This is a genomic window from Williamsia sp. (assembly GCF_016462415.1).
GTDB lineage: Bacteria > Actinomycetota > Actinomycetes > Mycobacteriales > Mycobacteriaceae > Williamsia_A.
This window is the reverse complement of sequence record NZ_JAEMTF010000133.1, coordinates 1-11,556: the sequence shown is the minus strand read 5'-3', so window position 1 is coordinate 11,556 and position 11,556 is coordinate 1. Positions and strand designations below refer to the sequence as shown.

13 protein-coding genes and 1 tRNA gene are annotated in these 11,556 nt (G+C 67.5%); 2 read left to right on the top strand and 12 right to left on the bottom strand.

Translation table 11 applies throughout. The features are described 5' to 3' along the window. Positions 1–72: 72 nt before the first annotated feature. Positions 73–2,427, bottom strand: a complete 2,355-nt coding sequence (locus JHC79_RS21150; RefSeq protein ID WP_296394563.1) for an MMPL family transporter — start codon at positions 2,425–2,427, stop codon at positions 73–75. Positions 2,428–2,484: 57 nt separating this feature from the next. After that, positions 2,485–3,102 carry a TetR/AcrR family transcriptional regulator gene (locus JHC79_RS21145; RefSeq protein WP_296394561.1) on the bottom strand — a complete coding sequence of 206 codons (618 nt, stop codon included), beginning with the start codon at positions 3,100–3,102 and terminating at the stop codon, positions 2,485–2,487. Between the two features lie 138 nt (positions 3,103–3,240). Here JHC79_RS21145 and JHC79_RS21140 point away from each other — a divergent pair, with 138 nt between their 5' ends. After that, positions 3,241–3,762 carry a hypothetical protein gene (locus JHC79_RS21140; RefSeq protein WP_296394560.1) on the top strand — a complete coding sequence of 174 codons (522 nt, stop codon included), beginning with the start codon at positions 3,241–3,243 and terminating at the stop codon, positions 3,760–3,762. An 82-nt stretch (positions 3,763–3,844) separates the two neighbouring features. On the opposite strand, the gene JHC79_RS21135 is transcribed toward JHC79_RS21140, so the two are convergent. From JHC79_RS21135 to JHC79_RS21120, 4 genes are all read right to left on the bottom strand, one after another. Next, positions 3,845–3,935, bottom strand: a tRNA-Ser gene (locus JHC79_RS21135). Positions 3,936–4,003: 68 nt separating this feature from the next. Further along, entirely contained in the window at positions 4,004–4,213 is a 210-nt protein-coding gene (locus JHC79_RS21130; RefSeq protein ID WP_188488202.1) for a CsbD family protein, read from the bottom strand. A gap of 182 nt (positions 4,214–4,395) precedes the next feature. After that, positions 4,396–4,863 (bottom strand): nucleoside deaminase, encoded by a 468-nt coding sequence (locus JHC79_RS21125; RefSeq protein ID WP_296394555.1) that lies wholly within the window; start codon positions 4,861–4,863, stop codon positions 4,396–4,398. Positions 4,864–4,883: 20 nt separating this feature from the next. Continuing rightward, positions 4,884–5,393 (bottom strand): tRNA adenosine deaminase-associated protein, encoded by a 510-nt coding sequence (locus tag JHC79_RS21120; protein ID WP_296394553.1) that lies wholly within the window; start codon positions 5,391–5,393, stop codon positions 4,884–4,886. 135 nt (positions 5,394–5,528) lie between these two features. On the opposite strand from JHC79_RS21120, the gene JHC79_RS21115 reads away from it, so the two are divergent. Next, positions 5,529–6,503 carry a prephenate dehydrogenase gene (locus JHC79_RS21115; RefSeq protein WP_296394551.1) on the top strand — a complete coding sequence of 325 codons (975 nt, stop codon included), beginning with the start codon at positions 5,529–5,531 and terminating at the stop codon, positions 6,501–6,503. Here JHC79_RS21115 and JHC79_RS21110 read toward each other — a convergent pair. Genes JHC79_RS21110 through JHC79_RS21085 form a run of 6 tightly spaced genes read right to left on the bottom strand, consistent with a single transcriptional unit; the run spans position 6,476 to position 11,555 of the window. Continuing rightward, positions 6,476–7,129: a putative glycolipid-binding domain-containing protein gene (locus JHC79_RS21110; RefSeq protein WP_296394549.1), complete on the bottom strand. Its 654-nt coding sequence runs from the start codon at positions 7,127–7,129 to the stop codon at positions 6,476–6,478. The two genes, JHC79_RS21115 and JHC79_RS21110, sit on opposite strands and share 28 nt — an antisense overlap. Before the next feature lie 58 nt (positions 7,130–7,187). After that, positions 7,188–7,889: an ABC transporter permease subunit gene (locus JHC79_RS21105; RefSeq protein WP_296394547.1), complete on the bottom strand. Its 702-nt coding sequence runs from the start codon at positions 7,887–7,889 to the stop codon at positions 7,188–7,190. Next, positions 7,886–8,605 (bottom strand): ABC transporter permease, encoded by a 720-nt coding sequence (locus JHC79_RS21100; protein ID WP_296394545.1) that lies wholly within the window; start codon positions 8,603–8,605, stop codon positions 7,886–7,888. The genes JHC79_RS21105 and JHC79_RS21100 overlap by 4 nt, the downstream gene beginning before the upstream one ends. After that, entirely contained in the window at positions 8,602–9,702 is a 1,101-nt protein-coding gene (locus tag JHC79_RS21095; protein WP_296394543.1) for an ABC transporter ATP-binding protein, read from the bottom strand. Before JHC79_RS21095 ends, JHC79_RS21100 begins: the two co-directional genes overlap by 4 nt. 37 nt (positions 9,703–9,739) lie before the next feature. Beyond that, on the bottom strand, positions 9,740–10,726 hold the full coding sequence (locus tag JHC79_RS21090) for an ABC transporter substrate-binding protein (RefSeq protein ID WP_296394541.1): 987 nt from the start codon (positions 10,724–10,726) through the stop codon (positions 9,740–9,742). 46 nt (positions 10,727–10,772) lie between these two features. Then, positions 10,773–11,555 (bottom strand): class I SAM-dependent methyltransferase, encoded by a 783-nt coding sequence (locus JHC79_RS21085; protein ID WP_296394538.1) that lies wholly within the window; start codon positions 11,553–11,555, stop codon positions 10,773–10,775. Position 11,556: the final 1 nt, after the last annotated feature.

Here is an 11,556-nt window from a genome sequence, read left to right as displayed (position 1 = left end):
GCGACGACGATTGCGGCGATGAAATATCGCTCGCAACCGTCGTCGCTTCGTCAATCTCGCGCGAGGGTGGGACTAGACCGAGACGGTCTCACGATCGCGTTCGTCGCGCTTGTCCTTCTCGGCGAGGTACTCCCCCAGCTTCTCGCCCTCCACGTCGACGTTCGGCAGGACGCGGTCCAGCCACTTCGGCAACCACCACGCCTTGTCGCCGAGCACGGCCAGCGCCGCGGGGATGACGATCATGCGGATCACGAAGGCGTCGAAGAAGACCGCCGCGGCGAGCGCGAAGCCCATCGACTTGATCAGCGAGTTGTCCTGCAGCATGAACGCGGCGAACACCGAGATCATGATGGCCGCGGCCGCGGCCACCACGCGGGCGCTGTGTGAGAAGCCCTTGACGATGGCGTCTCTGGCCGATGCCCCGTGCACGTATTCCTCCCGCATCCGGGTCACCAGGAACACCTGATAGTCCATCGCCAGTCCGAACACGATGCCGATCAGGAAGATCGGCAGGAAGCTGACGATCGGCTGCGGGTTGCCCATGATGCCCAGGTCGCCGTTCTGGAAGATCGCGACCGTCGCGCCGAAGGTGGCCACGATGCTCAGCAGGAACCCGAGCGCCGCAGTGAGCGGGACCAGGATCGAACGGAACACCAGCATCAGCAGGATGAACGCCAGTCCCACCACGATCGCCAGATAGGGGATCAGGGACTGCGAGAGTCGGTCGGACACATCACTTTCGATGGCGGTCTGACCGGTGACGCCGTAGGTGACCTTGTACTGATCGGTGATGCCGCCCTCGGCCGAGCGCAGGTCCTTCACCAGCTGCTGCGTCTCCGACGAACTCGGCCCACTGTCGGGCAGCACCGACACCACGGCGGTGTCGCCGGCCTTGTTGATGTCCGCCGCGCTGATGAGGGCGTTCTTCACGTCCGGCAGCTTCTTGATGTCCTCGACGACCTTGTTGAACGTCGAGTTGCGATCGCCCGCAGCGACGTTCGTGCCGTCCAGGACCACAACGAGCGGACCGTTCTGGCCGGCTCCGAAGCCCTCGGACACCAGGTCATAGGCCTTGCGCTGCGTCGTCGAGGGATCGCCGGTGCCGTCGTTGGGCAGGGCCAGCTTGAGGCCCACCATCGGTGCCGCGATCACACCGAGCACCACGATCGCGAGAACCAGCGCGATGGCGGGACGGGCGACGATCTGCTTGACGAACCGCGTGCCGTTCGAGACGCGAGGGGTCGTGGCGTTCGCCGACTTCGGCGAGTCGGGCGCGTTCAGGAACGAGATGGACGCGCCGAATGCCTTGCCGCCGAACAATCCCAGGACGGCGGGGAGCAGGGTGAGCGCGACGAGCACCGCCACCAGAACGGTGACCGCTGCGGCCAATCCCATCGCGGTGAGGAACGGGATGTTGACGATGGACAGCGCCGACAGGGCGATGATGACCGTCAGGCCCGCGAACACCACCGCCGATCCCGCGGTGCCCACAGCACGTCCGGCGGCATCAGCCCTGGACTTCGCCGTCAACAGCTCGTGCCGGTAGCGCGAGACGATGAACAACGCGTAGTCGATACCGACCGCGAGACCGATCATCGTCGCGAGGATCGGGGTCTCGGCACTGAGCGTGAAGAAGCCGGACGCCGCGGTCACGGCCATCAGACCGATGCCGAGACCGATCAGCGCGGTGAGGATCGGCATGCCCCAGGCGATGAACGATCCGAACGTGATGATCAGGACCACGATGGCGACACCGACACCGATGAGCTCGGAGGTCGCGCCGATCGCGGGCTGCGGCAGGGCCGTCCCGCTCATCTCGACGGTCAACCCCGCCTGACGCGCCGCATCGGCGACCGCGGTCTGCTGATCGTGGGCCTTCTGCGTGACCTTGTCGGCCTCGGTGACGTTGTACGACGCCCCCAGCTGCGCGACGGTGGCGTCGGGGTTGATCGGCGACGACGACGCGGCGTCGGCGCGGGCGGTCGCCTCGGGCTTGCCGAAGGTGTTGCGCTGGAAGTCGATGGCGGCCTGCGTCACCTCACCGGGTGCGTTCGGCGTGCCGAACGCCTCGGGGACGAACGGGTTGATGATCGAGTCCGGGGCCTTGACGCCGTCGAAGGACTTCATCGAGGTGACCATCGTGTCGATGGCCGGCTGGTAGTCGAGCAACGTCTTGCCCGCCGGCGCCTTGATGACGTATTTGATGCTGATGTCCTCGGAGAACTTCGGCTTCTCCGGGAACTTCTGGACGAGTGCGTCCTGGGCCTTCTCCGACGGGATTCCCGGGATCGAGAAGCTCGAGCTGGTGGGCCCGGACAACGTCGACGCCGAGACGCCCATGCCGACCAGGATCAGCAGCCAGATGCCGATCACCTTGAATCGGTTGGTGAACGCCCACCTACCGATTCGGTACAGATATGTGGCCATGAGATTTCTTCCTGTTCGACGGCGTGAGCCGCGGGGACGACGAGCGTGGGAGGACGATCAGACGGTGGGTAGCGGTGTCCCGAGACCCGACCGGATCTGGTCGAAGGTGTGTTGGAGGGTGACGCGCAACTCTGCGCGGGACGGCGTGACGTCGACGTGGCTCTCGAGTGCGACGCGCACTCCCACTGCGGCACAGCCGAGTACGAGGCGGGTGTAACCGACGCCGGCCGAGTCGATGGAGCGCCGCCGGCACAGCTCCTCGAATCGGGCGACGACGGCGTCTCCGTCGACGTCGTCGCCGTTCTTCTTCATGGCGATGCTCGGCTCGGTGTCCATGAGGGTCATTAGGTGGACGAGTTCTCGTGGGTCCTCGGCGCGGTCGCACACGACCTCGATGAACGCCGCGGCGGTGGAGTCCCAGAAACTCTCGTCCAGCGGACGTGCCTCCAGAGCCGAGAAGATCGCGCCGATGACCTCGGCCAGATAGAAGCGCAGCGCCTCTTCCTTGCCCGCGAAGTAGTTGTGGAAGGTGCGTGCGGAGACGCCGACCTCGGCGGCAACCGCCTCCACCGACACGGTGTCGAAGCCGTCGCGCGCCGAGAGCCGCAGCATCGCGACGGCGAGAGCCTGGCGGGTGGCCGCCTTCTTCGTCTCGCGCAGTCCGGCTGAGGTCATGAGGCAACCGTAGGAGAAGTTGCGGCCGTCTGCAATTTTTCAGTCGACTGCAGCTATATGAGACTCATCACTCGCGGCGGAAGGTGTGGGCCCGCTCATGGACGCATCCTCGGATCGCCGTTCGATACGGTGGCTGTCATGCATCTGAGGCGAACCGGAACCCTGCTCTGTGCCGCGGCCGCACTGACCGTCGTGCTCGGCGCGTGTGGCGACAGCGACTCCTCCACCGCCTCGGGCGGCAGCTCATCGGCCGTCGACACCACCGACGTGGCGGCGTCAGCGGCTCCGGGTTCCTCGTCGACGCCAGGCCCCGCGCTCGACCCCGACGCCCCGAGCACCACCGACCCCAACGCGGAGGCCGTCCCGGGCCCGCAGCTGCCGCCGGCGACCGCGGTGCCGCCGTCGAAGCAGGGACCGAACATCGTGGGAACCCGCTGCGACACCGCCAACGGGCCCGAGGGCGCCCTGCGCGTGGTGGTCTTCCCGGGTGGATCCGCCGGGTGCGATGTCGTCATGCCCGTCGCGAAGAAATACGGACCGATGATCTCGACCGGACGCAACCAGACCGTCGACGGCTGGAGCTGCGGTCCGTCGCAAAGTGCGGGCGTGCTGGCCAAGTGCACCCGCGGCTCGGACTCCTTCGGGCTCATCCCGCAGTAGCGCCCGACCGCTCAGGCGGTCACCACGGCTCGACCCCGAAAACGACACATCCCCCACCTGCTGAAGAGCAGATGGGGGATGGTGGCGGTGGCGGGGGGATTCGAACCCCCGGTACGGGGTAACCGCACACAACATTTCGAGTGTTGCACCTTCGGCCGCTCGGACACGCCACCGCCGAAGACATTACCGCAGGGCGGGTTGACCCCTAAATCGTCTGGTCACGCACCCTGCGGAGGGGGCATCAGTGTCCGGTGAGCTTGTCCTTGACGTCGTCGATCTTGCCCTTGACGGCATCGGCGGCGTCGGTCAGCTTCTGCTTGGTCTCGGCCGACGCCTGGTCGCCCTTGCCCTCGGCCTTGAGGTCGTCGTTGTCGGTGGCGCTGCCGGCTGCTTCCTTGCCGCGTCCCTTGAGCTCTTCTGCCTTGTTCTTCGCGTCGTCTGCGATACCCATTGGCGCAACTCCTTGGATCCGAATGGCCCGACGATCCCGCCGGGCCGTTCTCCTCGAGCGCTCTTCGGCGGTCTTTTCCACCACGGCGCACGGGGTGACGACTGCCACCCGCCATCAACCGTGCCACACCGTGTGCGGACTCGGCCACCATGTGACCACCGTGATCACTGCGGTCGGACCGCTCAGGCTCCGTCGGTGCGGCGATCGACGAAGAAGGCCCGTACCAACTCGGCGCACTGCTCCTCCCGCACCCCACCGATCACCTCGGGGCGATGGGTCAGACGCCGATCCCGCACGACGTCCCACAGGGATCCGACCGCACCGGTCTTGGGTTCCCAGGCGCCGAAGACCAGACGCCCGATCCGGGACATGGTGATCGCGCCCGCGCACATGACACAGGGCTCGAGCGTCACCACGAGGGTGCAGCCCTCCAGACGCCAGCCGTCCCCGTGGCGCCCGGCCGCGGCACGCAACGCGAGGATCTCGGCGTGCGCGGTGGGGTCACCGTCGCGTTCACGGGTGTTGCCGCTGCGCGCGAGTTCGGTCCCGTCGGGCCCGAGGACCACGGCTCCGACCGGGACGTCCTGCGCGCCGGACAGTTTCGCGGCGTCGAGAGCCAGGAGCATCAGGTCGGGATCGGTGCGCGCCATTCGGTGGCCGGTTCGGTTGGTCAGTGCCCGAGGGAGTCCAGCACGCGCGACAGTTCGTCGGCGAAGCCCAGACGGGCGGCGATCATGCCGATCTGCTCGTCGGCGTAGAGGTCGGTGTCGCCGACGATCACGCTCATCACCGGTTCGGGCAGGCCGAGATCGGCCAACAGACCGAGGTCGCCCTCCTCCCACGGCTCGACGTCGTCGAGGTCGTCGGAGTCGATGTCGGGGACGTCGATGTGCATGGCGTCGAGGACGTCGGCGGCGATGTCGTAGTCGATGCTTGCGGTCGCGTCCGACAGCAGCAGACGCGATCCCGACGGGGCCGGACGTATGACCACGAAGAACTCGTCGTCGATGTCGAGGAGACCGAACACCGCACCGGCGCTGCGCATCTCCCTCAGCAGATTCTCGGCGTCTTCGAGGCTGGACAGGGACGAGTTGTCCATCGCCGTGACAGTCCACTTGCCCTCTTCACGGACCACAGCAACGGCAAAACCATCCAGCTCGTCCGAACTCGCAGCAGCCATGTCCGTACCGTAGTCGCACCGCCGGAGTTATCCCAAGTCATCAGCGCCGCATCCCGCGCCGAAAAGTGCCTGTGAGCTGGGGCTGCGTGAGACGTCGCGTTCGGCCGTCGGTGTCGATGTGCCACTGTAGGAGCCATGTCTGCCAACGACAGCATCTGCGTACTCGGACTCGGTCTCATCGGGGGGTCGTTGCTGCGTGCGGCGACGGCGGCCGGACGCGTCGGCTTCGGCTACAACCGGTCGCCCGCGACCGTCGACGAGGCGCGTGCCGCCGGGTACGACGCCGACGACGATCTGCACGCGGTCCTCACCCGCGCGGCGGCGCAGGACGCACTGATCGTCATCGCGACACCGGTCACCGCGCTCGACCCGATCCTGGACGCCATCGCCCGGCACGCGCCGAACTGTGCGATCACCGACGTGATCAGCGTCAAAGCAGTTGTCGCACAGTCCGTCGCCGCACACGGTCTGTCTGCCCGCTACGTCGGCGGCCATCCGATGGCCGGCACCGCCGAGTCGGGATGGGCGGCCACCGACCCGGCTCTGTTCACCGGCGCGACGTGGGTGGTCGGCACCGACGACGGCGTCGACCCGCAAGTGTGGCAATCGGTCTCGGCTCTCGCCGGCGCCGTCGGCGGAGTCGTCGTCCCGGTCGCGACCGACGACCACGATCGTGCGGTCGCCGCGATCTCCCATCTGCCGCACCTCACCGCCGCGGTGACGGCGGCCGTCGGCGGGGGCGAGGGTGCGCTCGCGCTGCGCCTGGCCGCGGGCAGCTTCCGGGACGGCACCCGGGTGGCGGGCACCGCGGTACCGCTGCAGCGGGCGATGCTCGAGGCCAACGCGCCTGCGCTCCTGGTCACGCTCAGCGAGACCATCGATCGGCTGACCCGCGCCCGCGACGAGCTCCGCGACCACGGTTCGGTCCAGGTCGTCGCCGACAACGGTCACCGTGCGCGACTGCGGTACGAGGAGATGGTGGCCGACGAGCCCGATCCGATCGTCGACGTCGAGATCGGCACTCCGGGATGGACCGGCGATCTGCGCCATCAGGCGCATCTCGGCCGGGTGTGGCGCGGCGCTCAGACCCGGTCGGCGAGCCCCGAGTAGTCCTGGACGAAACCGGTCGAGTCGACGGTGATGGTGGCGCCGTTCGACACCGGGGACACGACGGTGATCGCGTCGGTGGTGGCGGTGTAGTGCACCGTTGCCGCGGTCACGGTCGCCTCGGGGAGATAGAGGTAGACCACCGGGACCTCGACCTCGCCCGGTTCACGGTGCAGGTTGTGCCTGCGGATCGGCAGCGCGTTGAACAGAGGGCTCAGCGCCAGGTCGACGTCCTCGGCTCCGCCGAAGTCGCCGCGCTCCATGCCCTGCGGGGTCTGCACCAACCAGGTGTTCTCGCCGTCGCGGGTGATCGAGATCTGCGTCTCTCCGCTCGCACGGATCAGATGGACCGCGAGCCTGCGGGTGATGCCTGCGTCGTTGGTGAGCAGGTCGTAGGTGGCACTGAACGCCTCGTGCTCGTCGGTCGCGGCGCCGATGATCTGGCCGTACGCCTTGATCCGGTTGCCGGAGACCTGCACGCGCGCCTGCTCGAGGCGCGTCTGGTTCGCCCCCCGCCAGGTGAGGACGGACTTGAAGTCGTCGGTGGCGTCGTTCGCGGTCTGGGCTGAGCGAGCGGTGCCACCAGCGGGGACGGAACCACGGGGCTGGGGATCCTGAGGAGAACTCACGCCCCTACGGTAGGCGACTGCCGGACATATCGACCAACCGTCCGCAGAACCCGTCGGATCACCCGCGGACGAGCTTGGGTGCGGGCCGCAATCGGCCCGTTCCCGGCACCGACAACCACACGAGTCCGGCGAGCAGCGAATCCAGCACGAGGGCGAGAATCGTCACCAGCAGCGACCCCGCGATCATCGGCGGGTAGTCGTAGGTGGCGAGACCGTCGAAGATCGGTCGGCCGAGCCCGCCGAGTCCGGCGTACGCGGCGATCGCGGCGGTGGCGACGATCTGCAGGGTCGCGTTGCGGAGTCCACCGAGGATCAGCGGCAATGCGTTGGGCAGCTCGACCCGCAGCAGCACCTGAATTTCGCCGAGACCCATCGCACGCGACGCATCGACCACGACGCGGTCGACGTTGGCGACGCCCGAGTAGGCGCCCGCCAGCATCGGCGGGATACCCAGCAGGATCAACGCGATCATCGTGGGCGTCAGGCCCAGGCCCATCCACAGGATGAACAGCAACAGGAGTCCGAGCGTGGGCAGCGACCGCATCACGTTCACGAGACCGACCACCACCACCTCGCCCTTGCCGGTGTGGCCCACCAGCAGACCCAGCGGGACTGCGATGACGGCGGCGACGGCCACCGCGATGACGGTGTACTCGAGGTGCTGGCCGATCAACAGGCCCAGGCCGTCGACGTCGGCGGTGCCCGACCAGTTCGAGCCGGTCGTCAGGTAGGAGACGGTGTCGGAGAAGATCCCGCTCATGCCGTGGCCCCCTCGGCCGCCATGCCGGTGGTCTGCGGTGTCGTTGCCGGGACCGCCCGCCGCCGAAACCGTCGAGACGGCCGCGACGCCCGCGTCCACGGGGTCAGCACACGTCCGATCGCCACCAGGATCACGTCGATCACCAGAGCGAGGACGACGGTGGCGATGATGCCCGCGATGATCTCCCCGGTGTAGTTGCGGCTGTAGCCCTCGGTGAAGAGCTTGCCGAGCCCGCCGAACCCGATCACCGAGCCGACCGACACCATCGAGATGTTCGTGACCGACACGACTCGGATCGACGCGATCAACACCGGGATCGCAAGCGGCAGTTGCACCTTGACGACGCGTTCCCACGGTTTGTAACCGACCGCCTCGGCCGCGTCGAGTGAGGCCACCGGCACCGCGTCGAGTGCCTCGGGGATCGATCGGACCAGCAGCGCCGTCGCGTACAACGCGAGAGCCACGATGACGTTGATGTCGGAGAGGATGCGGGTGTTGATCAGTGACGGCAGCACGATGAACAGCGCGATCGACGGGATGGTGAACATCACCGACCCGACGATGATCGCGATCCGTCGGGCCACCGACGACCGGTGCACCGCCAGCCCGAGCGGGATCGCGATGACCAATGCGACGACGATCGGGATGAGCGAGAGCTTGAGGTGCTCGAGCAGCAGGCTCCAGACCTTGTCGAAGTGGGTGAACAGGTACGTCATCGCGCCGACTTCCGTTCGCGCTCGATGACCCCGAGGACGTCGGCCGCGCGGACGCCGCCGGTGACCGTTCCGTCGGCGTCGACGACCACACCGAGTCCCGACGGCGACGACAGCGCGGCGTCGAGCGCCTGACGCAGGGTGCCGCCCTCGACGAACAACGATCCACCCGCCGAACAACTGTCGTAGATCCCGGCACCACCGGAATGCGCACGCACCCCGTCGGCGTCGACCCACCCGAACGGTCGTCCGTCGACAAGGACCAGGCGCCACTCGTCGGGTCCGAGATCGAGGGCGTCGATACCGGATTCGGTGATCGGCGCCAGCGGTTCGAGGGCGACATCGCTGCCGGAACTGAACTGCAGCAACCGGTATCCGCGATCACGGCCGACGAAGCCGGACACGAAATCGTCGGCGGGAGCGGCCAACAGGCGCTCGGGGGTGTCGTACTGGTGCAGTCGGCCGCCGGAGCCGAAGATCGCGATCCGGTCGGCGAGCTTGACCGCCTCGTCGATGTCGTGGGTGACGAACACGATCGTCTTGCGCAATTCGCCCTGTAGACGCAGCATCTCGTTCTGCAGGTCCTCGCGGACCACCGGATCGACCGCGCTGAACGGCTCGTCCATCAGCAGGATCGCCGGGTCGGCGGCCAGCGCGCGGGCCACCCCCACCCGCTGTTGCTGCCCGCCGGACAGCTGCGCCGGGAATCGGTTGGCCAGGCCGGGATCGAGCCCCACCCGCTCGAGCAGTCCGATGGCGTCGTTGCGGGCCTGCTTGCGTGAAACACCCTGCAGCACCGGGACGGTCGCCACGTTGTCGACGATCCGCTGGTGCGGCATCAGCCCGGCGCTCTGGATCACGTATCCGATGCCGCGACGCAGCGTCACCGGGTTGACCGTCGACACGTCGTTCCCGTCGACACTGACCGTGCCACTGGTCGGCTCGATCATCCGGTTGATCATGCGCATCGACGTGGTCTTGCCACATCCCGACGGTCCGACGAAGGCGGTGAACGACCCCTCCTCGATGGTCAGATCGAGGGTGTCGACGGCAGTGGTGCCGTCCGGGTAGGTCTTCGTCACCGAATCAAACGTGATCATGGGCATCCTTGTCTTCTCCGACGGCGCAGGGCCGACGTCAGGCGAACGACCTGTTGAGGTTCTCTTTGGCAACCCACTCCGAGGCAGCCTGCTCCACCTCGAGCTTGCGGGGGCCGGACACCGCGTAGTTGAGATCACGCAGCTCCTCCACGGTCAGCTTCGACGACACGGCGTCGATCACCTTCGACACCTTCGGTGTCGCTTTGGATTTCGCGATGAGCGGCACGATGTTGTTGGCCGGGAAGTTGTTCTTCGGGTCCTCGAGGACCACGAGGTTCTCTGTGGTGATGGCCGGGGTGGTCGTGTAGATGTCGGCCGCGGTGACCCGTCCGCTGGTCAGTTCGTTGATCGTGGCCTGTCCGCCGCTGTCGTTGTTGGGCTTGAAATCCACCCGCAGGCCGTAATTCTTCTCCAGTCCGGGGACGCCGACCGAGCGCGTCGCGAACTCGCTGTTGGCCATGAAGCTGACGGTCTGTCGCTTCGACAGTTCGGCGAGGTCGGCGATCGACCTCAGCCCGTACCGCTTCGCCGTCTCGGAGGTCACGGTCACGCTGTCGGCGTCCGAGCCGGGCGCGGGGGTCAGGACGGCGAGGTCGTCGCCGAGCACCTCGGGGAACGCCGCGGTGATGTCGGGCAGGATGGTGACGGAGGAGAGTTGTTCGGCGCGTTGTGTATTGATCGTCGGATTGTTGGCGGCCAGGTACTGCAGCAGGTTGCCCGCGAAGTCGGGCACGAGGTCGATGTCGCCGGCCCGCAGCGCCGGGATGTAGCGCTCTCGCGTCCCGGAATTGAGCTGGTCGGTCACCACGAAGCCGTTGGCCTCGAGTGCGTCGATGTAGATCTGGCCGATGATCTGCGCCTCGAGAACCCCACCGGACCCGACGCTGATGTGGTTCGGGTCGGCGTCACGCGATCCCGCGCGGTTGAGCGGATCGAAGCACGCGGTGGCCATCGCCGCGACGAGGACCAGCACCACCACCATGACCGCGTGACGAAGGTGCGGTCGGTTCAGAGAAGTCCCCACCCCACCCATGAAACACGACCGCACCGACCCGCGCGGCCGATCACCGTCATTGACGACGGGCGGTCACGATCACGTAGGGCGAATCGAAGGCGACGCGGCCGTCGTTCCCGACATGCCGCGTCAACGCCACCTCGAAGGCCGACATCACCCGGTCGTGCTGCATCTCGCTGATCCCGTGCAGCACGTTGACGTGCATCGGGGACTCGTTCGAGATGAACCGAAGCGCCGACTCGAGCGACTCGAATTCCCATGTGTGGGTGCGGGTCACGACGTCGACGTCCTGGAAGTCGTCGGCGAGGCGGGCGTGGATGGTGTCGTGCTCGCCCCATTGATCCGGCGCCGGCCCGGTCTGCGCCGGACGACCGAGGACCGACACGATCGGGTCGTAGAACGGGTTGTGGGTGGCACGCACCCAGGCCGAGAAGCCGAGGACACCACCCGGTCGCAACAGCCGCGCGATCTCGGCGAGCTGCCGATCGGGGTCGACGAAGATGATGCCCATGTTCGACACGACACCGTCGAACGAGTCGGCGGCCAGCCCGGTGTCGGAGGCGTCCGCGGTGATCCATTCGATGTCGACGCCGGCGTCACGGGCCTTGCCCTCGGCGATCGCGACGAGGTCGCCGGTCAGGTCGACACCGGTGACGTGCGCGCCGCGTTCGTGCGCGGCCAACGCGGCGCTACCGGTGCCGCAGGCGAGGTCGACGACGTCGGCGCCGTCGAGAGGACTCACGTCGTCGGTGCGGGACACCACCTCGCCCGCGATCGCGGCGATGCGTTCCGCAACCGCCTCGTACCGACCACGCGACCACTCCATCGGAGACGACATG

What these genes read in the sequence shown, in the direction of transcription:
- JHC79_RS21085 (WP_296394538.1), bottom strand. Translation starts at nt 11,555, where the DNA reads ATGTCGTCTCCGATGGAGTGGTCGCGTGGTCGGTACGAGGCGGTTGCG.
- JHC79_RS21125 (WP_296394555.1), bottom strand. Translation starts at nt 4,863, where the DNA reads ATGGCGCGCACCGATCCCGACCTGATGCTCCTGGCTCTCGACGCCGCG.
- JHC79_RS21130 (WP_188488202.1), bottom strand. Translation starts at nt 4,213, where the DNA reads ATGGGTATCGCAGACGACGCGAAGAACAAGGCAGAAGAGCTCAAGGGA.
- JHC79_RS21140 (WP_296394560.1), top strand. Translation starts at nt 3,241, where the DNA reads ATGCATCTGAGGCGAACCGGAACCCTGCTCTGTGCCGCGGCCGCACTG.
- JHC79_RS21150 (WP_296394563.1), bottom strand. Translation starts at nt 2,427, where the DNA reads ATGGCCACATATCTGTACCGAATCGGTAGGTGGGCGTTCACCAACCGA.
- JHC79_RS21115 (WP_296394551.1), top strand. Translation starts at nt 5,529, where the DNA reads ATGTCTGCCAACGACAGCATCTGCGTACTCGGACTCGGTCTCATCGGG.
- JHC79_RS21095 (WP_296394543.1), bottom strand. Translation starts at nt 9,702, where the DNA reads ATGATCACGTTTGATTCGGTGACGAAGACCTACCCGGACGGCACCACT.
- JHC79_RS21100 (WP_296394545.1), bottom strand. Translation starts at nt 8,605, where the DNA reads ATGACGTACCTGTTCACCCACTTCGACAAGGTCTGGAGCCTGCTGCTC.
- JHC79_RS21120 (WP_296394553.1), bottom strand. Translation starts at nt 5,393, where the DNA reads ATGGCTGCTGCGAGTTCGGACGAGCTGGATGGTTTTGCCGTTGCTGTG.
- JHC79_RS21145 (WP_296394561.1), bottom strand. Translation starts at nt 3,102, where the DNA reads ATGACCTCAGCCGGACTGCGCGAGACGAAGAAGGCGGCCACCCGCCAG.
- JHC79_RS21105 (WP_296394547.1), bottom strand. Translation starts at nt 7,889, where the DNA reads ATGAGCGGGATCTTCTCCGACACCGTCTCCTACCTGACGACCGGCTCG.